The 17,116-nt window shown below is 67.6% G+C and carries 21 protein-coding genes; 8 read left to right on the top strand and 13 right to left on the bottom strand.

Translation table 11 applies throughout. The annotated features are described in order from the left end of the window. The 3 genes from AC07NF_RS17890 to AC07NF_RS17880 form a co-directional block, all read right to left on the bottom strand. Window positions 1-1,737: an asparagine synthase-related protein gene (locus AC07NF_RS17890; protein ID WP_494628724.1), complete on the bottom strand. Its 1,737-nt coding sequence runs from the start codon at window positions 1,735-1,737 to the stop codon at window positions 1-3. Next, complete coding sequence (locus AC07NF_RS17885) at window positions 1,737-2,399, bottom strand: lasso peptide biosynthesis B2 protein (RefSeq protein ID WP_494628725.1); 663 nt, start codon at window positions 2,397-2,399, stop codon at window positions 1,737-1,739. The genes AC07NF_RS17890 and AC07NF_RS17885 overlap by 1 nt, the downstream gene beginning before the upstream one ends. A gap of 80 nt (window positions 2,400-2,479) precedes the next feature. Further along, window positions 2,480-2,629, bottom strand: a complete 150-nt coding sequence (locus AC07NF_RS17880; RefSeq protein WP_494628726.1) for a hypothetical protein — start codon at window positions 2,627-2,629, stop codon at window positions 2,480-2,482. Between the two features lie 277 nt (window positions 2,630-2,906). On the opposite strand from AC07NF_RS17880, the gene AC07NF_RS17875 reads away from it, so the two are divergent. The 4 genes from AC07NF_RS17875 to AC07NF_RS17860 all read left to right on the top strand — a co-directional run bounded on the left by AC07NF_RS17875 (window position 2,907) and on the right by AC07NF_RS17860 (window position 5,690). Further along, window positions 2,907-3,236 carry a hypothetical protein gene (locus AC07NF_RS17875; RefSeq protein WP_494628727.1) on the top strand — a complete coding sequence of 110 codons (330 nt, stop codon included), beginning with the start codon at window positions 2,907-2,909 and terminating at the stop codon, window positions 3,234-3,236. Between the two features lie 409 nt (window positions 3,237-3,645). Then, on the top strand, window positions 3,646-4,170 hold the full coding sequence (locus AC07NF_RS17870) for an RNA polymerase sigma factor (RefSeq protein WP_494628728.1): 525 nt from the start codon (window positions 3,646-3,648) through the stop codon (window positions 4,168-4,170). A 5-nt stretch (window positions 4,171-4,175) separates the two neighbouring features. Then, entirely contained in the window at window positions 4,176-5,258 is a 1,083-nt protein-coding gene (locus tag AC07NF_RS17865) for a FecR family protein (protein ID WP_494628729.1), read from the top strand. A gap of 9 nt (window positions 5,259-5,267) precedes the next feature. Continuing rightward, window positions 5,268-5,690, top strand: coding sequence for a helix-turn-helix domain-containing protein (locus AC07NF_RS17860; RefSeq protein WP_494628730.1), 423 nt, complete (start codon window positions 5,268-5,270; stop codon window positions 5,688-5,690). Between the two features lie 38 nt (window positions 5,691-5,728). Here AC07NF_RS17860 and AC07NF_RS17855 read toward each other — a convergent pair whose 3' ends face one another. The 8 genes from AC07NF_RS17855 to AC07NF_RS17820 all read right to left on the bottom strand — a co-directional run bounded on the left by AC07NF_RS17855 (window position 5,729) and on the right by AC07NF_RS17820 (window position 12,891). Then, window positions 5,729-6,145, bottom strand: coding sequence for a CopG family transcriptional regulator (locus AC07NF_RS17855; RefSeq protein WP_494628731.1), 417 nt, complete (start codon window positions 6,143-6,145; stop codon window positions 5,729-5,731). 9 nt (window positions 6,146-6,154) lie between these two features. Then, a complete protein-coding gene (locus AC07NF_RS17850) occupies window positions 6,155-8,110 on the bottom strand; it encodes a conjugal transfer protein TraG (protein ID WP_494628732.1) in 1,956 nt (651 codons plus the stop codon). Window positions 8,111-8,126: 16 nt separating this feature from the next. Beyond that, a complete protein-coding gene (locus tag AC07NF_RS17845; RefSeq protein WP_494628733.1) occupies window positions 8,127-9,818 on the bottom strand; it encodes a relaxase/mobilization nuclease domain-containing protein in 1,692 nt (563 codons plus the stop codon). A gap of 229 nt (window positions 9,819-10,047) precedes the next feature. Continuing rightward, window positions 10,048-10,725, bottom strand: a complete 678-nt coding sequence (locus tag AC07NF_RS17840) for a lytic transglycosylase domain-containing protein (RefSeq protein WP_494628734.1) — start codon at window positions 10,723-10,725, stop codon at window positions 10,048-10,050. 2 nt (window positions 10,726-10,727) lie between these two features. Next, on the bottom strand, window positions 10,728-11,234 hold the full coding sequence (locus tag AC07NF_RS17835) for a S26 family signal peptidase (protein WP_494628735.1): 507 nt from the start codon (window positions 11,232-11,234) through the stop codon (window positions 10,728-10,730). Beyond that, a complete protein-coding gene (locus AC07NF_RS17830; protein ID WP_492812109.1) occupies window positions 11,231-11,689 on the bottom strand; it encodes a DUF2840 domain-containing protein in 459 nt (152 codons plus the stop codon). The genes AC07NF_RS17835 and AC07NF_RS17830 overlap by 4 nt, the downstream gene beginning before the upstream one ends. Then, entirely contained in the window at window positions 11,686-11,988 is a 303-nt protein-coding gene (locus AC07NF_RS17825; RefSeq protein ID WP_492812111.1) for a helix-turn-helix transcriptional regulator, read from the bottom strand. The genes AC07NF_RS17830 and AC07NF_RS17825 overlap by 4 nt, the downstream gene beginning before the upstream one ends. A gap of 111 nt (window positions 11,989-12,099) precedes the next feature. Further along, window positions 12,100-12,891, bottom strand: coding sequence for a DUF2285 domain-containing protein (locus AC07NF_RS17820; protein ID WP_492812113.1), 792 nt, complete (start codon window positions 12,889-12,891; stop codon window positions 12,100-12,102). Window positions 12,892-13,264: 373 nt separating this feature from the next. Here AC07NF_RS17820 and AC07NF_RS17815 point away from each other — a divergent pair, with 373 nt between their 5' ends. Further along, window positions 13,265-13,486 carry a FecR/PupR family sigma factor regulator gene (locus AC07NF_RS17815; protein WP_492812115.1) on the top strand — a complete coding sequence of 74 codons (222 nt, stop codon included), beginning with the start codon at window positions 13,265-13,267 and terminating at the stop codon, window positions 13,484-13,486. 399 nt (window positions 13,487-13,885) lie between these two features. Continuing rightward, entirely contained in the window at window positions 13,886-14,299 is a 414-nt protein-coding gene (locus AC07NF_RS17810) for a hypothetical protein (RefSeq protein ID WP_492812117.1), read from the top strand. A 409-nt stretch (window positions 14,300-14,708) separates the two neighbouring features. Here AC07NF_RS17810 and AC07NF_RS17805 read toward each other — a convergent pair whose 3' ends face one another. Then, window positions 14,709-15,029, bottom strand: a complete 321-nt coding sequence (locus AC07NF_RS17805) for a DUF736 domain-containing protein (RefSeq protein ID WP_492812118.1) — start codon at window positions 15,027-15,029, stop codon at window positions 14,709-14,711. A gap of 299 nt (window positions 15,030-15,328) precedes the next feature. Here AC07NF_RS17805 and AC07NF_RS17800 point away from each other — a divergent pair, with 299 nt between their 5' ends. After that, window positions 15,329-15,514 (top strand): hypothetical protein, encoded by a 186-nt coding sequence (locus tag AC07NF_RS17800; protein WP_492812120.1) that lies wholly within the window; start codon window positions 15,329-15,331, stop codon window positions 15,512-15,514. Window positions 15,515-15,740: 226 nt separating this feature from the next. Beyond that, window positions 15,741-16,160, top strand: coding sequence for a thermonuclease family protein (locus AC07NF_RS17795; protein WP_492812122.1), 420 nt, complete (start codon window positions 15,741-15,743; stop codon window positions 16,158-16,160). An 86-nt stretch (window positions 16,161-16,246) separates the two neighbouring features. Here AC07NF_RS17795 and AC07NF_RS17790 read toward each other — a convergent pair whose 3' ends face one another. Continuing rightward, window positions 16,247-16,579, bottom strand: coding sequence for a DUF3768 domain-containing protein (locus AC07NF_RS17790; RefSeq protein WP_492812123.1), 333 nt, complete (start codon window positions 16,577-16,579; stop codon window positions 16,247-16,249). Between the last annotated feature and the right edge of the window lie 537 nt (window positions 16,580-17,116).

Below are 17,116 nucleotides of genomic sequence, written 5' to 3'. Positions count from 1 at the left end.
TCAACACCAGGCGCGCGCCCAGGCCTCGGTATTGGTCAGGTTCAGAAGCTGGCGCTGTTCAAGGCTGGTGGGGGCCTGAGGCGCTTCAAGCGCGACGGCCACCGCATCGCGATCGATGACGCCCTTGGCGGCGAGCACACCTCCCAGCAGCATCTCCCGCATGGCCGGCCGGTGCGCCTCGTAGATCTGGCTCCAGAAGCTGTCTGGGCCGCGCTTATGGGCGCGGCGGGTGACGGTTTCTGGCAAGAGCGGGGCGAAGGCGCGACGGGCCAGCGAGCGGTTCTGCCCGCCAGCGAACCACCGCCAGCTTGGGATACGCAGACACAGCTCCACGATGGGCTGAGACAACAGAGGGTTGATCGCCGGCGGCGCGCCTATCGCCTGATCGACGTGTGCGCCGCGCTCGGCGATGGCGATCAGCGCCGCGTGACGAACCTTGCCAGGACCAATATCGGCCGGCGCGTCGAGCCAAGGATGCGCATAGCGCCGCGCGGTCAGACGCGCGGCCTCGACCGGCGCGAAGCGGTTGAGGTCGGGCTTGGGACGGAAGAGCCGGGTGTGGGTGGCATGCGCCAGGGCCAGCTTGACGATCGTCAACGCGCTGGCGCTCGTCACGCCCGATATGTCGCCGATCGTCGTCAGTAGTCCGCGCGTTGGACCCTCCAGGCGGAAGCGATCCACCAGCGGCGCGGCCGAGTGCAGCAGAAAGAACACGTTGTCGCCACCTCCGCCGCCAAAGTGCGCATCCACGCCGTGCCTGTGAACCAAGCGCTCTCGCGTGCGCAACACGACCTGACCGACATGATTGGCGCTTGGCCGCGGCCGCGAAGCCGCGTCCGAGCGGGCGATATCGACATCGCTCAACTGATAGAGACGCTCCTTCAACGGCAAGCGCAGATGCTGGGTGAGCGCACGAGCGAAACGCCGCTCGTCACCGCTCGGATCTCGCGTCGACAAGGTATAGCAGAGCGTCCTATGGCCGCCGCGCTTGAGGCTCGCGGCGACCACCGAGGAGTCCAGACCGCCAGAAACGCCGAGCGAAACATGCTGGAAGCCGCTCGCCCAGCCATCGACGCAGGTCTGGACCGTGGCCTCGATCCGTGCGGCAAGATCGGCGTCGGACAGATCGAGGCGATCGCGAATATGCGACCAGGGCGACCAAAGCGGTTCAAAGCGCGTATCCGCCGAGAACCGCGCCCTGCAGCCGGGCCTCAACTCGCGCACGCCCTCCAGGCAGGTCGCGTCCGGCGCCTCGAAGGTCTTCTGCTGGGCGAGCGCCACCTCCGACCAGTCGATCCTGGGCGCGGCGCCGTGCGCTCGGACCAAGGTGGCGCAGTCTGACGCGACAAGCGTATAGGCTGGCGTGTCGAGAAAATATCCGGGATAGGAAGCCGAAGGCTCGCGGATACCCACCACGCCCTTCGCGCACCGCGAGCGGATCAGGGCGACATAACCTCCCCAGTAGTCCTCGATCAGCCGCGCGCCCTGGCTGGCCCCGACCGCCTCGCAAGCTTGGGCAGACAGACATCTCAAGGCGCTCGAGGAGCCGTCACGTGCAAAGATCGCGCCCAGGATCACGCCTTCTTCACCCAGAGACAGGATGGCGCGATCGGCCAGCACGACGAGATCTGGGCGCTCATAAGCCAGAGCCAGCCCGGTTACGGCCTGCAACCGCGCGATCGCCTCGGCGGCCGCGGCGGTGTCGTGGACGATGAGAGCGACGAACCGCGCGAACATCAGACCACCAGGATGGGGGTGTATTCTTCGACATTCTCGGCGTCGTCGCCCAGCACCCTGCCCTGGCTCTGAGCCCAGGCATGCGCGGCGAACGGCGTCCTGACGCCAAGGCACAGCTGAACCTCGCCGCGGCGATCGAGGAGGAAACAGGTAAGCGCCAGCGCGCGCAGCAGACAGCGATCGTGTTGGCTGAACCAAACATTGCTGCGCGCGAAGGCGTCCGAGACGGCGTGCAAATCCAGATCCGTCCTCGCCCGCCGCCCGAGCCTGGCCTTGCGTCGGCGAATAGCGTCGATGATCGTCGCGAAGGAATGGGTCTTCAGCCAGAGCGCCGCCAGCGCCTGGGCGGCGAGCGCCTGCAAAACCAAGACGGCGTGGCCAGCGGCCGGCGCTCCAAACGGCCCCGCGGTGATGGGTGGCGCGCGGACGATGGAAAGAGGACCAGCCTCCAGGCAGTCGACCAAAAGGCCACGCTGGACCAAGGCGACGAGCGCGGCCTGGTCAGACGCGCACATCGACGCTTCCCGGGCCGAGGCGAAGGCGACGAAGGCGGCGTTCAGCGCCGGCGGCAGAGCAAAATACCGCCCCGCCCGCAGGTCGAGGAAAATCGCCTGATCACGGACCAAAGCCAGGGACAGGTCGCCACGCAAGGCATAGGCCATATCGGGTTCTCCGGGGCGCGGTAAGCCGGGGCGCTGTGAGCGCGCGGAACTTGTCCGCGCGCTCGAGAGCATCGCCCAGCTCAGACGGCCGAGATGCCGGGCTCGACCCGATACTCGCCGGTGCCGACGTCCAGATCGGCGAGCGGCTCGATGAAGCCGCCCTTGGTTTCTTCGGTGATCGAGCCCAGGTCGATCAGGTCTTCGGCGCGGAATTGGTCGGTGCGTTGCATGACAGTTCCTCCTTCTGAACGTCGCGAACATTCGCGACCAGACGAGGTTGGTTGCAAACGTAGTTTCCGACAACGAAGATAACTTGGAAATAATCTCAGATACTTAGATTATAATCTCATTATAATTTGAACGCGTTCGCCCGCGAGCGAAACACCAGTTTCCAAAACCTTCGAGGTCGATCGTCATATGGCCGCAGAAGCTTGGCGATAGCGACACAATCGCCTATACCGATGGTAGTATTTCGCCCCATCTTTTTCACGTGAGCCGAGCGTCGCCGTGCTTCCCGCTTTTCGTCACGAGCCGGTCAATCCGCCCGCCAGGCCCGAGGACGCGGCGGCCTATTGGTCGGCGCGCCGACGCCTTGGTTTAAACCGGCCCGATGACGAAGCCGCCTTCGAACGCTGGCGCGCCGATCCGGTGTGCGCGGCGGCCTTCCAGGCTGTTGAACACGCGGTGCGGGCGGCAGGTGCGTTGGCCGATGATCCCGAGATCGTGCGCCTACGACGCGCGGCGTTGCGCCCCCGTCGCCGAGGCTCGCTGTTCTGGATCGGGGTCGCGACTGGAATAGGCCTTCTCGTCGCGATCGCTTGGCGTCGCCTCGGCTGATCTGCGACAACTTGCCGCAACCTCTTTCGCGGCCCAAATCGCATGCGATTGAGCCCCTCTTGGCGGAAAGAGCCGCCTTTCTACCCAGGGTGCTGCCTGCGAGCCAATCGCAGAGCGACGGTAGGCGACCATCGCTATTTGGCAAAGGATTTCGAAGACGCCAAGAACAACCGTCGGTCGAATTCGATTTCCAACGCCTATCGCTCGCCAATTGTCCAAATTCCTCGAGCATGCGTTAGAGACGAGATATTCGATCTTCGCATTTCAACTTGGCGGCGAAAACTGTGCCGCCTTCTTAGGCCATGACGCACGACCTGCTTCTTCTAAGCGGGGCGCGGCATTGACACGCACCAGGCCAAGGCAACTCATGCCTATTCGGAATCACACTTGAACGACCGCCAATACGACTATGCCCAATACGGCTCTCGACGACCGCGCCCGCCTCGAGCAATTGGCCGATGACTATGGCGCGCCCGTTCGAGCCTATTTCCGACGCCGGGTGACCATCCCCGCCGACGTCGACGACCTAGCCCAGGAAGTCTTTGCTCGCCTGCTGCGTCGCGCCGACCTGAAAGCCATCGACAATATCGAGGGCTATATCTTTCAGACCGCCGCCAATGTGCTGCGTCGGCACTACGAGCGAAACCAGCGCCGGATAGCCGTCGCGCCTGGACAATTGTCCCAACTCGACGCGGACGCCCTACCCGGCGATGAAGACTTCTCGCCAGAACGGATCTTACTCGGTAGGGAAGCCTACGGGCAGCTGCTCGGCGGCCTGCGCGCGCTTCCCGAACGCGCTCGTATGATCTTCGTTCTCAACCGCTACGAACAGCTTCCCGCCCGCGAGATCGCCAAGCGGATGGGTCTGTCGGTCAGTCTGGTCCAGAAGGAAATGATGCGGGCGGTGGCGTTTCTGCGCGACCGGGTGAAATAGAGGGCATGACCCTTTCGTGGTTCGACAGGCGGCGGGCCGAGCCCGTCGCGCCGCGTGACGCGGCCGTCCAATGGGCGGCGCGACGGCGCCTGGGCCTAACCTCCGCGGCCGAGGAAGCACGCTTCCAGGCCTGGTTGGCCGATCCGGCCAATGCCGCAGCCTATGCCGAAGCAGACGGCCCTGCGGAGATGGCCGGTGACCTGGCGGGCGCCGACGAGATCCTGGCTCTGCGTGACATGGCGCTGACGCGCTATCCGGCTCGCCGCGGCGCGCCGGCCTGGGCGCTGGCGGCCGCAGCGCTGCTCGCCGTCGTCGGCGCGGCGGGAAGCTGGGCCTGGATGCGCGAGCGGCCGGCGACCTTGGCGCCGCCCCCGACGCCGGCAGGCGCGGAAGCCCCTGTAACTGCGCGCCGATACGCCAGCCGGGTCGGCGAGCGGCTCAGCGTGCGCCTGGACGACGGCTCGCGCGTCACCCTCAATACCGCCAGCCTCATCGAGGTGGCCTATGATGACCGCCAGCGGCTGGTGAGGCTCCTGCAGGGCCAAGCCCTGTTCGAGGTCGCCAAGCATCAGACGCGGCCGTTCGTGGTCGCCGCCGGCGACCGCCGCATCACCGCCACCGGTACGGCCTTCGACGTCCGCCTAGACCACGACCGGGTCAAGGTGGTGCTCATTGAAGGCCGCGTGATCGTTGATCCCTTGAAGGCCCAGGGCCTGACCGCGCTGCTGCCGCTGGAGCGACAAGCCATGGCTCCTGGCGAAGCCCTGGTGGCCGATCCGGGCGGTGTTGTCAGCGTGTCGACCGCCGACATCGACCGCGACACGGCCTGGAACCACGGACAGCTCGTCTTCCGCGACGAGCGCCTGGCTGACGCCGTGGCCGAGATGAACCGCTATGGCGCAGCGCCCTTGGTGATCGAGGATCCCCGCATCGCCGATCTGCGGATCAGCGGCGTCTTCGCAACCGCCCGTCCCGAGAACTTCCAGACGGTCCTCACCGCCTACTATCCGCTGGTCGTCACCCCTCGCGGCGCACGCGCGCGCGTCCTGGCCTGGCGCGACGATGCGCCTGGCGGGGCTAGGCCCTAGGAGCCGCCAATGACCTCGCCCACAGAGAGCCCAGGTCCTAACCCGGTCGATATCCACGTCGGCGCACGCTTGCGCATGCGCCGCAAGATGCTGGGCCTTAGCCAAGAGCAGTTGGCGACGGCCTTGGGCCTGACCTTCCAGCAGGTGCAGAAATACGAGCGCGGCGCCAATCGTGTCAGCGCCAGCAAACTCTACGAGACGGCTAAGGCCCTTCAGGTCCACCTGTCGTTCTTCTTCGAGGGGCTGGCCGACCCCTGCGCCGAAAATCCCGATCCCGCCGCCGAGGAGGCCGGACGCATGATCCAGGCCTTCCTCTCCACCCCCGAGGGCCTGGAACTGGCCGAACTCTTTCCACGGATCGGCCGCAACACCGTTCGTCGGCAGATCCTGGACCTCACCCGCGCTCTGGCGGCCGAGAGCGAACAGGACTGAACCAGCGGCCCACATAGTGCGGCCGCCCACCGTTTTCGCTACAGCCCAGCGCCATCGGCCCGGTCCTCCGGGATCTCCGTACGCAGCAATCTGCCAGCCGCCAAGCGCCGCCCAAGCGCCTCGAGAAACCCCCGATACCGCTCCTGGCCTTTGGCGGTCTGGGCCTTTTGGTCAGCCTCGGCCAGGACCGGCGTGGCGCTGAGCCAGGCCTTGATGAACAGGGCCGTCGCCTCATTGGTGATGGTCACGTCGCGCTGAATGCGCTCGAGTTCGCGCGCCATGCGATCCAGCCGACGACTGATCGCCGCCTCACTGGCTTCGGCGCTGTCGGGTGAAAGATAACTGGCCAGCGCCGCCTGCATGACTTCCGACTTCGAACACCGAAGGCGTTTGGCTGCCCCATCCAGCGCCAGGACGAGATCGCGCGACAGGAAGACCTTAGTCTGAACCTTCATGGGTGGACCTCAAAGCGGAATGCCATCGTCGGGATCCAGAGCCGCCTGGCGGGCGAGCGCGCTTTGGCGTTGGGCTTCACTGGCCTGCGAGGTCTCATCGCCCCCCTCCTCGACCTCGTCCCACGGCGTCTCTTCCACCGCTGTTTTCGGCGCGACCGCCTCGTCGCCCAGCAGCATCGGCTCCAGTTTCAGTCCGCCTTCGTCCCGCGGTCGCCCGCCCGTCTCAGGACGGCTGGCGCCGCCCGTGACCTTGGTCCAAGGACTGCCGACATCGCTCGCGATCGCCGCGAGCGCCTGTGGCGGCGCAAGCACCCGCTCGGCCAGACGCGCGTCGGTCCAGTAGCGGATCTTGTGGGCGCGGATGGGCGGCAGTCCCGAGACCAGCACCAGCGCCTGATCGGCCGACAACTGCATCACCTCGCCCGGGGTGAGCAGCGGCCGCGGCGTCTCCTGGCGGCTGACCATCATATGGCCCAGCCAGAGCGCCAGCCGGTCCCCGGCATAGTTCTTCATCGCGCGGAGCTGTGTCGCCGTGCCGAGCATGTCGCTCACGCGCCGCGCGGTCCGCTCGTCATTGGTCGCGAACGCAACCCGGATGTGACAGTTGTCGAGGATGGAATTGTTCTCGCCATAGGCGTCGGCGATCTGATTGAGGCTCTGGGCGATCAGAAAGGCCTTGATCCGATAGCCGGCCATGAAGGCCACGGACTGCTCGAAAAAGTCCATACGCCCAAGCGCCCGAAACTCGTCGAACATGAGCAGGAGATGCTGGCGCCTTGACACGTCCGCCAAGCCTTCGGTCAGGCGACGCCCGATCTGGTTCAGGATCAGGCGGATCAGCGGTTTGACCCTGCTAATGTCGGACGGCGGCACCACGAGGTAGAGGCTGACGGGCCGCCCCAGCCCCACCAGATCCTCGATGCGCCAGTCGCAACGCGAGGTCACGGCGGCCACCACCGGGTCGCGATAGAGCCCGAGGAAACTCATCGCCGTCGACAACACGCCCGAGCGTTCATTCTCCGACTTGTTGAGCAACTCCCGCGCCGCGCTGGCCACGACCGGATGAGGGCGATCACCCAGGTGCTTGGTGGTCATCATCGCCGACAGAGCAGCCTCGATCGGGCGCTGTGGGTCGGAAAGGAAGTTGGCCACGCCGGCCAAGGTCTTGTCCGCCTCGGCATAGAGCACGTGCAGGATCACCCCGACCAAGAGGCTGTGGCTGGTCTTTTCCCAGTGATTGCGACGCTCGAGCGCGCCTTCGGGATCGACCAGGATGTCGGCGATGTTCTGGACGTCCCGGACCTCGGCCTCGCCGCGCCGCACTTCCATCAGCGGGTTGTAGGCGCTCGAGCCTGCGTCGGTCGGATCAAAGCGCAGCACAGGGCCAAGCCTGGCGCGCCAGCCCGCCGTCAGCGTCCAGTTCTCGCCCTTGATGTCGTGGACGATGACCGAACCCGTCCAGGTCAGCAGTGTTGGCACGACAAGCCCCGCGCCCTTGCCCGACCGCGTGGGCGCGACGACGATGACGTGCTCAGGTCCGTCATGTCGAAGATAGCGATCGCCCAAGCGGGCCAGGACGACACCATCTTCGCCAAGTAAGCCCGCGCGCCGAACCTCCGCCGCGCTCGCCCACCGCGCCGAGCCATAGGTCGTCACATTTGACGCCTCGCGGGCGCGGCCGATCGACATCACCATGGCCGCCGCGACAGCCGCCAGGACGCCGCCGGCGGCCATCAAGGCCCCGCGTAGGAAGATCGCCGGCGCATAGGCCTCATAGACGAACCACCAGACGAAGAAGGCCGGCGGCGGATAGATCGGCCAGTCACCCAGTTCGAACCATGGCGGCCCCAAGCCGGCCTGGAAACCCAGCCGCCAGGCCGTCCACTGCGTCGCGCCCCATACGCCAGCCAGCGTCAGCGCCAAGACGACGATCATCTGGCCCCATAGGACCTTGGTCCCGTTCATCGGGCTGGACCTTCTTTCAAAGACTGATCCCCCGCGTGCGCCCCAGCGCCCAATCGATGCCGCCGCCCGGCCGCGCGGTTCCGCGCACGACCTGGCCGCGCAAGCGTTCCAGCCCGCGCGTCCAGGGCACGAGCTGGAAGCCCAGATGATCCTCCAGCATGGCAAAGCGTCCCGATGCCAGATCAAGCCGCCGGCTGTAGAGGCCGCCCACCGCCTCGCCCGCGATGGGCGTCTTGGCCGCCAGGCCCGTCTCACGCGCCAAGGTCTCTCGAGCAGCCGTCAGGTCCTCGCGCCGAAGCCGTCCCAGAAGGTCGGCGGCCGGTCGGCCCGCTTCATCAACAAGGCCGCGTTGCGCCAGCACGCCACGGCGCGCCTCCAAGGCTTGCCGCACCGTGCGCGCAAAGCCGCCGCCGATCGGCGCCGGCTCACCTGAGACCAACCTCCGATCAAGCCAGGTCGCGCCCCGCGCGGTCACCTGCCGGTCGATCGGAAGGTCGGCGCGATGGACAAGATCGGGGCGCGGCGCGTGGCCTTCCCGCGCCCAGGATCGCACCTCGACAAGCCCGTCGAGACGGGTGTCGCCAGTCTGGTCTAGATGCGGAAACCGGATGTGATGCAGTCGGCCATCCAGGCCGTCGATGACGACATAAGCCTGGCCGCTCAGTTCATCCTGCAGACCCCGATCGGCGAGGCGGCCCAGGATCGCCGTTGCCGGCGGCTGGGCGTGCATCACCAGCTGAGCCGGGTCGCGCGCCTCGCCGCGCATCGCCGCGTGCAAGGTCTTGATGATGTCGCCCCGCAGCGCCAGGCCGCGTAGCTGCTCGGAGAGATCTTCGGCCAGTCGCCAGACGCCGCCATGCTGCTGAGCCAGGCCCAATCGCTCCAGATGGGCGGCCCGACCGATCAGGCGCGTCGGGACGCCATCGCCATCCGGCCGCAGATCAATCCGGCCGTCCGGCCGCGCCATCGCCTGCAATTGTCGGTCAAGGCTCGTCCAGCGCTCGGCGGTGACCTCCCGGTCGAGGCTGGCGTCGATCTCGGCTTGCGTGCGCGGCCCAAGCTCCAGCCCCACCAGCCGCTCAGCGGCCTGACGCAAGCCTGTCGCGATGTAGTCGCGGTCGATGACGAGGTCGGTCCCGTCATCGGCGCGGCCGCGGACCAGGACGTGGATATGGGGGTTGTCGGTGTTCCAGTGATCGACCGCCACCCAGTCGAGCCGCGTCCCAAGATCACGTTCGGCCTGGGCCATCAGATCGCGGGTATAGGTATTGAGGTCCTCCAGTCGCTCGGCGTCCTGCGGTGAGACGATGAAGCGAAAGTGGTGGCGATCGTCCTCGCAACGTTGCGCGAACGCGTCGTGGTCAGCCGCCCCGGCGCGATCGAACATCTGGGCGGGGCGATCATCCCTGGTCACGCCCTCGCGCCGCAGGTAGCGCATGTGCTGGGCTAGGGAGGCGGCCCGATAGTGCGCGCCACGGTGACGGACGATCCGCGCCTTGACGATCACCCGGCGCCCGCCGTTCAGCCCGGCCCTGGCCGTTCGGCCACGCCCGCCGCCGCGCGGGCGCCCGCTTGAGCCTAACGTCCCCTGCCCGGTCTTGCGTGCGCTCCCGAGCACCTCGCCCACAAAGCCGCGAGCTTGGCCGCCCAAGGCGCCACGATCGCCAATACGGCCAAGACGGACAAAGAAGTCGTCCTCCCGGTTCATGGCCGCCGATCCCGGCGGCAGGTCCCGGTCAAGTCATTGTCGGCAAACGAAATCGGCGAAAACCCGGGACCCGGCCGCATCGACAGGTCCCGGAAATTGGCCAGCACCATCAACGACCTGGGGCCGCAAGGTCCCGGTCCTTTTATCTTGCCAAGCCCCCAGCCCCCCAGAACCGGCGCGCAGATCCCCTCGCAATCCCCTCTGCCCCCGCGACCCAGACGAGGACGACTCATGGCGACACCCGCCCTGGGGTCACCGGAAAGCCTGGGGTCACTGGAAAGAACGGCGCGGCCGTCTCGTCGGCGAAGGCAGCCTCGGTCTCGACGAACAGCCCCGCCGCGCGCCAATCGATCTTGGCCGGCGCTTTGAACGTCGCGCCCGTCCCATGCTGGGCCGCGATCAGCCGCTCGACCCGGCGCACATAGAGGAGGGTTTCGGACGGCAGACGGCGACGTCCCGCGCGCGCCTGGCCATAGCGCCCCGGCCCGGCATTGTAGGCAGCCAGGAAACCGGTCTGACCGAACTGGTCATGGAGCTGACGCAGATAGGCCGCCCCGGCCAGCACGTTGTCGCGAGGGTCGAAAGGATCAGCGCCTAGTCCATGTTGCGCGCTCATCGCGCGCCAGGTGCCTGGCATCAGCTGCATCAGCCCCTTGGCGCCCTTAGGTGAAACCGCGCGCGCATCGCCGCCGCTTTCGGCCGTGATCACCGCCTTGATCCAGATCGGCGGCACCCCGAACCGCGCCGCCGCCTGGTCGATGATCGTCGCGATCGCCTGCGCGTCAGGCGCGCGCACCGCGCTCTGCGCGGGCGCGGTCAGAGCAAGACTGATACTCATCGCCAGGCCGCCAAGCGCGCGCGTCAGGCGTGACGGATGGCCATGTCTGGAATGAAGAACGAGCGCCATCTTCAGCGCCCCCAGGTCCAAAGCGGCGTCAGGCGTCCGGCGACACAGCGCTGCGAGAGCGGCCCGAAATAGCGTCCGTCCAAGCTCCTGGGCGCGGCGTTGAGCAGGAAGATCTCGCCGGCCGCCAGACGCCGGCAAACCCTCGCAGCGCTCAAGGGCCGGCCCACCAGATCACGATCCAGCACGGCGGCGACCATCGCCCCATCGATCGTTACCACGCCGTCCTTCACGCAGACGGCCTGTCCCTCGACGGCCGCGACGCGTTTGATGAGCCGCACGCCACGCGGCAGGTAGCCGCGCGCCGCCATCCAGCGGGCCAGATCCTCCGGCGGTCGCACCAGCGCCAGCGCCCCGACCTCAGGGCGTCGATAGGCCAGCCAGTAGACGCCCAGCGGCGCGCTGGCCGTGGTGTTGAGGATCAGCCGCTCGCGCAGCGACAGCACAGCGGGCGCAACGACCAGCGCGCAGCCCGTGATCAGGCTCGCCACCGTCCACGCACGCCCGGTCACAGGGCCAGCTTCCGACGCAAAAGAAAGGCGCGATGGCGCGCGCGATCATAACCGCGCGGCGGCAGGCCAACCCCGATCCGCGCGCCGACATGGCGCCAATGGTCGGGCGCGATCGCGCCGGGCGCCAGCCCCAGGCGCTCGACCGCGCCGATCGCCTCCAACACCGCCTGGACCTTCGTCCCGCCGTGAAGGTTCAGCAGGACTTCCGCGCCAGGCGCGACGAAGGGATAGGTCGTGAAGGCCTGGCCCGGCGCGGGCGCGCGCAAGATGGCGATGCGCGCCTCGACCGAGCCGCGCTCGCCGGCGCGCAAGCGAACGAAACCAAAGACGCTCCCCGGCGCGAACGCGACGATGCGCCGGCGCGCATCGATGATCCGTTCGGCGGCTTGGCGACCAAACCGGATCGAGCGTTCGATGCGCCCCTCGAGCCACAGGAGATCGACCTCCGTGTTCATGGCTGGCGCCCGCCGGGGCCAGTCGATTGGGCGGCATAGGCCGGCGCCAGGGCGGCGTGGCGCTTGGCCGGCGGAAGGACCTCAGCGTTTGGATCGCTGGTCGAAGTGCGCGCGCCGCGCGCCGACCAGGCTTGCAAGTCCTCGAGGGTATAGACCACCCGGCCGCCGATCTTGCGATAGACCGGGCCGGTGCCGTAGCAGCGATGCTTCTCCAGGGTTCGGTCCGACAGGCCCAAGAACCGTGCGGCCTCCGGCGTTCGCAGATGACGTTGGGGGACAGATGAGGTGTTGTTGCTCATGACAGATCCTCGGCGACGCTCGGCTAAGCCCGGCGTCGTCGGGATAGGCTGGCGCGGCGGCGGCGCCTGAGCGGATGACGAAGACGAGGGGCGCCCTTTTCGTCACCCCCTCTAGAGGCCTCCCCGCAGGATCTTCAGGTAGCCGCCGCGCATCATCTGGCGACCGGCCTGGACCAGGCGGATGGTCGAGGCTCTCACCGAGGAGGTTCGCCAGACTTCGCGATCGACCGCCTCGGCGCCGAACAGCAACACCGCGATGGTCCGATAGCTGGCGCCCGCCTGGGCGGCGTCCAACGCCAGGAGGCTTTTGGCCAGGCGCTCACGTTGGGCGGCGGTGAGGTGTGACGGCGGCGCGGCAAGGCCCGTCACGGCGCGGTGGAACCGCTCGACGGCGCGCACTCGAAGGCCAAGGTCCTGGTCGAAACCCAGCACCACCACGAGCGCCCCGCCCGGCCGCGCGCGGCCGCGATACTGCAGTTGGAGGCCCTCCGGCAGGCGGACATGGAGCCCGTCATCGGCTTGGCGCGCCCGGCCGGCCGGCCGCCAGGACCGGGCTTCAGGCGCAGGCCGCGCGCTGTCCTGGGCAAGTGGCACGACCAGGCCAGGCGCGGCGTCGGCGCGCCAGAAGACCTCGGCCAGCGGCGCGGCGACCGCCGGATCGGCGCCAAACCGCAGGCCCCAGCGCGGATCCACCTGGTCTGGCGCGCGCGCCACCCGCGCAAACTCCAGGTGATAGTCGCCATTACGGCGCAGAAACTCCCAGGCCAGCTCGGGCGCGCTGAGCTCCAGCCGCGCGCGCCAATCGCCCGCGGCGCGATCCGGTCTCGAAGGATCGAGCGGCGCGGCCATGACGCGCATGGCGCCAGAGGCGCGCGCCTCATGGACAGCGTAGCCATGGGCCAAGCTGTCCGCTTGCGGATGAAATCAGGCGCTCAAGGAAAACCCCGCGCGACGTCAGCCCATCCGCCGCGCGCCAAGGAACGGCTCGACGCTGGAAAGGTCACGCCGGCGTCTTGCGCCCGTTGGTCTTTACGCTTGGGTCGCGAGCGCGTTTCAGAACCGGACGCCTTGGTTCAAGCAGATCATTTTTGTGCTCGCGTCGACGGCGCGCGATATATTGTACTGAAGAAGATCATCGGTCTTTCGTATCAGCATGCGCCCGACCGGTTGGGCGCCGACGACACGCCTCTACCCTCCCGCGACGTTGGGCCTATGGAATTGTTCTTAGCGCGATGCGACCGGAGCAGCCGCGATGATTGAGGCGCCCAGCGAACCCATGAGCGTCGAACAACAGGCCGCGCAGTGGTTCAAGCGGCTCTTGAAGTCGTCCGTCGAGAACGAGGATCTGGCCGCGTTCGAGGCCTGGCGCTGCGACCCCGACAATCTCGCCGCCTACAATCGAGTCGAGGATGTCAGCCGCCAGGCGCTCTTGGCGCGAGACGATCAGGTCTTTGGCGACAGCCCCGAGGCAAGACTCCCCGAGCGCGCGCCCAGCTAGAAGCCCCGGCTAGAGACCCAAGACCGCGCACGCGCCTGTCTTCCGCCGTCAGCCAATTCCACAGCCAGGTCCAAATCGCCATAGGACGGCGCGGAGAAGCGCCCGTATCCGTAAGATCGGCCGCGCGCCCTTTGGCCAAACCCTGCCGAAAAGGACGCGGAAAATCGCCCCGCGTCCACGCGCGTTGCGACCTGCGCAATGCAATGGATTGCTGCGCGGGCAAATTCGTCATCCAGGCCGCACCCCACCTCGACGGCAGCGAGCGGCTCGCTATAGTCGCCCATAAGTTGTTTGCTTAAGTTGGAGCGTCGCATGGACGGTTCGCCGTCGAGACCGCTTGTGCGTCAAGCGCGACTGCTCTCCAAAATCCTCAGAACGCTGCGCAAGGACGAACGGCGCATGACGGTCGATGAGACCGCGCAGAAGATGGGCGTCGCCTCGCGCACCTATCAGGATTTCGAAGCCGGCGTGGGCCGCCTTGATCTCTACAAGGTCCGACAGTTCGCCACCGCCACGCGCAGCGACGCTATCGGCGTCGTCCTGGCCGTGACCTTCGAGGACCCGGACCTGGCGATCCAGACCATGGACAACAAGCTCTTCTCGACCTTCTGGGTGGCGTTCAAGGAGTTTCGCGAGCGGGTCGGCGCGCGCTTGGCGCTGGTGCCGCCCGCTCTGTTGTTGGCGGCGTTTCGGCGCGCCTTCGAAGAGATCGAGACGTATCTGACCAAGCGCACCGAAAGCACCGAGGAATGGCTGGAACGGGCGATCGCCGAGGCCTATCACCCCGCCCCACCACAGTCCGGGGATCCTTAAGGCCCCAGATCCTTAAGACCTCGAGATCAGCTGGGCGGCGGCTTGTCGACTGACGGCTTGAAGCGCCAGCGGCGCGGTCTGGCGGCGGCTCGAGGACATGCCCGGGGGAGGAAAGCAGGCCGTTCGAGCCGCCGCCTCACCGCACGCTCAAGGCGGCGAGCGTGGGCGACGGCGCGGATTTGCGAAACGGACGCCTGGGCGGGCGGTTGGAAGCGCCCTCGCGGAACCCGCAGGGCTGTTCTGAGCCGCCCAAACACCGGCCTCAAGACGCCTGGCGGGTCGGTCGGACAACGACAAACCCTGGCGCAACAACGGCGGACCACCTTGAGAATGAAGGGCCATCGCCGCATCCTCAAAAACAACCCGCGCGTCGCGCCCGCCCCGCCGGATCGGCGGGGCGGGCTGACGGCTAGTCTTCCTTGGGCGGCGTCCCGCGCGACCAGACCAGGGTGTGGACACCGTCGATGACGACGAGCGCGGCGTTGATCGCTGCGCCGAACGAGGGGTCGTCCATCCGAACCGACAGATATTCGTTCTGCTCCTTGCTGGTCTTCTTCCAGGCCGCGCCCAGGTCGGCCAGGCCGCAGGTGACGCGGTAGTCGGGGCTCTTGCTGCTGGCCTTTTCGGCGACGGGGCGGATCTGAACCTTCTTGAGGTTGATGGCCAGGGTGGCGATGTCGCCGGTGAACGAGCCGTCGGCATGGGCGGCGAAGGTTCCGATGGTCGTCATGATTGTCTCTCCGATCGTCTTGCGGGCCGCGCCGATCGCGGCCTCGATGGCGATCCAAGATCGGGGTCGATGTCGGCCCCGCAGTGCGCGCCCTGCCCGCAAGCTTGTGGGCGCGCTCCCGAAGCGTCAGCGAAGGACCGAAGGCCTTGAGTTTCTTGCCTCGCGAGGAATGGGACGCCCCGTCCCAGGGGAAGAAAGGAAGAGGCCAAGGTTGCGGGGATGGACCGATCCCCGGTCAGATCAGGCCAGAAGAGGCCGCGTTCGACGCGACCGGGCGATGATCTCTTGGAGAGACAGCCGTGACGACCATCGAAACCTTCGCCCCTGCCGACGGCGTGTTCACCGGCGACATCGCCACCCTGGCCATCAACCTCAAGAAGGTTCAGATCCGCCCCATGGCCGAAACGGCTGGCAGTAAGCCCCGACTCCCCCGTCACCCGCAGCTGGCCGACCGAGGCGCGGCCAGGAAGAAGACCAAGGAGTAGAACGAATATCTGTCGCTCCGGATGGACGTCCCCTCGTTTGGCGCGGCGATCAATGCCGCCTTCGTCGTCATCGACGGCGTTCACACCCGGGTCTGGTCGCACGGCGGGCCTCCCAAGGAAGACTAGCGGTCAGCCCGCCCGCCGATCCGGCGGGGCGGGCGCGACGCGGGCTCTTCTCCAGGGCCTTGGCCATGGCGAGCGCGCCAAAGCACCCTATACCCGCGCCATGACCGCTCTTGCCTTGCTCGCCGCCGGCCTGATCGCCTGCACCGCGCCGACCGTTCACGACGGCGACACCCTGCGCTGCGGGCCTGATCGCATTCGCTTGTTCGGGGTCGACGCGCCCGAGGTGCGAAACGGACAAAAGCCGGCCGAACCGCTGGCCTACGAGGCGCGCGACCTGCTGATCAGCCTAACGCGCGGCCGGGTCGGCTGCCGGGTGGTCGAGGAAGACCGCTACGGTCGCCACGTCGCCAGATGCTGGTCGAGCGCCAGCCCTGACGTCAACGCCGCCATGATCCGCTCGGGCCTGACCACCGAATGGCGCGCCTTCAGCAAGGGCGTCTATGCGGCCGCGCAGGAAGAAGCCCGCACCGCCGGTCGCGGTTTGTGGGCGCCCGGCGCTCCGGCCCGCCGCCTTCGATAGACCTGAGGTCTGGCCCGAGCGCTCACGCCTTGGGCCTGATCACAAGCGGTGGCAGCCGCCGCGCCAGCAACGCGGCGGCCGCCGTTTCAATATTCCTGCGCCAACATCAGGGTCAGCAGGCGCCGGGTGACAGCCTGGTCAGCCGGATCTGGCGAAGCGTGGACAAGGTCCAGGTCGTAATAGTCGATCTTCCAAAACAGCTTGGCGCCGCCGACGTCGATCGCCCCAAAGTCCCGTTCGCCATGCGGGTCGTTGTCGGCGTTGAAAGCCGTGAAGCCACAGACGGCGGCGATGACTTGGGCAAGGGTCCTCTCGTCCAGGGCGTTGACGCCCGACGTCATCACCCAGCCGACGTTGACGCTGCTTCGATGCCTATCGTTGAGCATCGCGATGGCTGCGGTGTGTTCTTCCTCGGTCATAACAGGAGCTCCTTTGGGGTCAGGGGGCCGGCGCAAAGCGCGCCTGCCTCCTTGCCCGTCGGCGAGACCGGGGGTGCAAGCGGAGGGGCGCCTTCGCGGGGACCCGGCTGCAGGGCGTCCCTGACCATTGCCCAATCTTGCCCGCCTCGCCCGAAGCTGGGCGGAAGGCGATCCGAAGCGCGCCGGGGGCGGAGCCCCAAGTCCCGCGGCCGCCAGGCCGCCAACCAAGATGAAGCCTGCAAGGAGCCCGCGCACCGCGCGGGCGGGAAGCGGCGTCGAGCGGCCGGCGGCAGGCCCCAAACCCTTCTGGGGCCTGCCCGCCAGGCGTCGCGCCCGAGGGAGCGGCGAAAGCCGCGGGACCGAGCGTGACCGCCGGCCGCTCTCCGGTTCGGTGAAGCCGACCGCGCAAGCGGCCGGCGGGAACCCCGCCCCCGCGCCCCGGAACGGGGACCGTCACGCCTCATCAAGATTGACTTCGCGCCGCCCCAGGATGAGAACATTTGAAGAACAATCAGAGAGCCAATCATGCCGCCCAAA

It is taken from the genome of Caulobacter sp. GW821-FHT10A06 (assembly GCF_059415805.1).
This window is presented reverse-complemented; position numbering and strand designations above follow the sequence as displayed.

What these genes read in the sequence shown, in the direction of transcription:
- AC07NF_RS17885 (WP_494628725.1), bottom strand. Translation starts at nt 2,399, where the DNA reads ATGGCCTATGCCTTGCGTGGCGACCTGTCCCTGGCTTTGGTCCGTGAT.
- AC07NF_RS17860 (WP_494628730.1), top strand. Translation starts at nt 5,268, where the DNA reads ATGACCTCGCCCACAGAGAGCCCAGGTCCTAACCCGGTCGATATCCAC.
- AC07NF_RS17850 (WP_494628732.1), bottom strand. Translation starts at nt 8,110, where the DNA reads ATGAACGGGACCAAGGTCCTATGGGGCCAGATGATCGTCGTCTTGGCG.
- AC07NF_RS17830 (WP_492812109.1), bottom strand. Translation starts at nt 11,689, where the DNA reads ATGAACACGGAGGTCGATCTCCTGTGGCTCGAGGGGCGCATCGAACGC.
- AC07NF_RS17825 (WP_492812111.1), bottom strand. Translation starts at nt 11,988, where the DNA reads ATGAGCAACAACACCTCATCTGTCCCCCAACGTCATCTGCGAACGCCG.
- AC07NF_RS17840 (WP_494628734.1), bottom strand. Translation starts at nt 10,725, where the DNA reads ATGGCGCTCGTTCTTCATTCCAGACATGGCCATCCGTCACGCCTGACG.
- AC07NF_RS17845 (WP_494628733.1), bottom strand. Translation starts at nt 9,818, where the DNA reads ATGAACCGGGAGGACGACTTCTTTGTCCGTCTTGGCCGTATTGGCGAT.
- AC07NF_RS17810 (WP_492812117.1), top strand. Translation starts at nt 13,886, where the DNA reads ATGACGGTCGATGAGACCGCGCAGAAGATGGGCGTCGCCTCGCGCACC.
- AC07NF_RS17870 (WP_494628728.1), top strand. Translation starts at nt 3,646, where the DNA reads ATGCCCAATACGGCTCTCGACGACCGCGCCCGCCTCGAGCAATTGGCC.
- AC07NF_RS17790 (WP_492812123.1), bottom strand. Translation starts at nt 16,579, where the DNA reads ATGACCGAGGAAGAACACACCGCAGCCATCGCGATGCTCAACGATAGG.
- AC07NF_RS17890 (WP_494628724.1), bottom strand. Translation starts at nt 1,737, where the DNA reads ATGTTCGCGCGGTTCGTCGCTCTCATCGTCCACGACACCGCCGCGGCC.
- AC07NF_RS17880 (WP_494628726.1), bottom strand. Translation starts at nt 2,629, where the DNA reads ATGCAACGCACCGACCAATTCCGCGCCGAAGACCTGATCGACCTGGGC.
- AC07NF_RS17805 (WP_492812118.1), bottom strand. Translation starts at nt 15,029, where the DNA reads ATGACGACCATCGGAACCTTCGCCGCCCATGCCGACGGCTCGTTCACC.
- AC07NF_RS17865 (WP_494628729.1), top strand. Translation starts at nt 4,176, where the DNA reads ATGACCCTTTCGTGGTTCGACAGGCGGCGGGCCGAGCCCGTCGCGCCG.
- AC07NF_RS17855 (WP_494628731.1), bottom strand. Translation starts at nt 6,145, where the DNA reads ATGAAGGTTCAGACTAAGGTCTTCCTGTCGCGCGATCTCGTCCTGGCG.
- AC07NF_RS17795 (WP_492812122.1), top strand. Translation starts at nt 15,741, where the DNA reads ATGACCGCTCTTGCCTTGCTCGCCGCCGGCCTGATCGCCTGCACCGCG.
- AC07NF_RS17815 (WP_492812115.1), top strand. Translation starts at nt 13,265, where the DNA reads ATGAGCGTCGAACAACAGGCCGCGCAGTGGTTCAAGCGGCTCTTGAAG.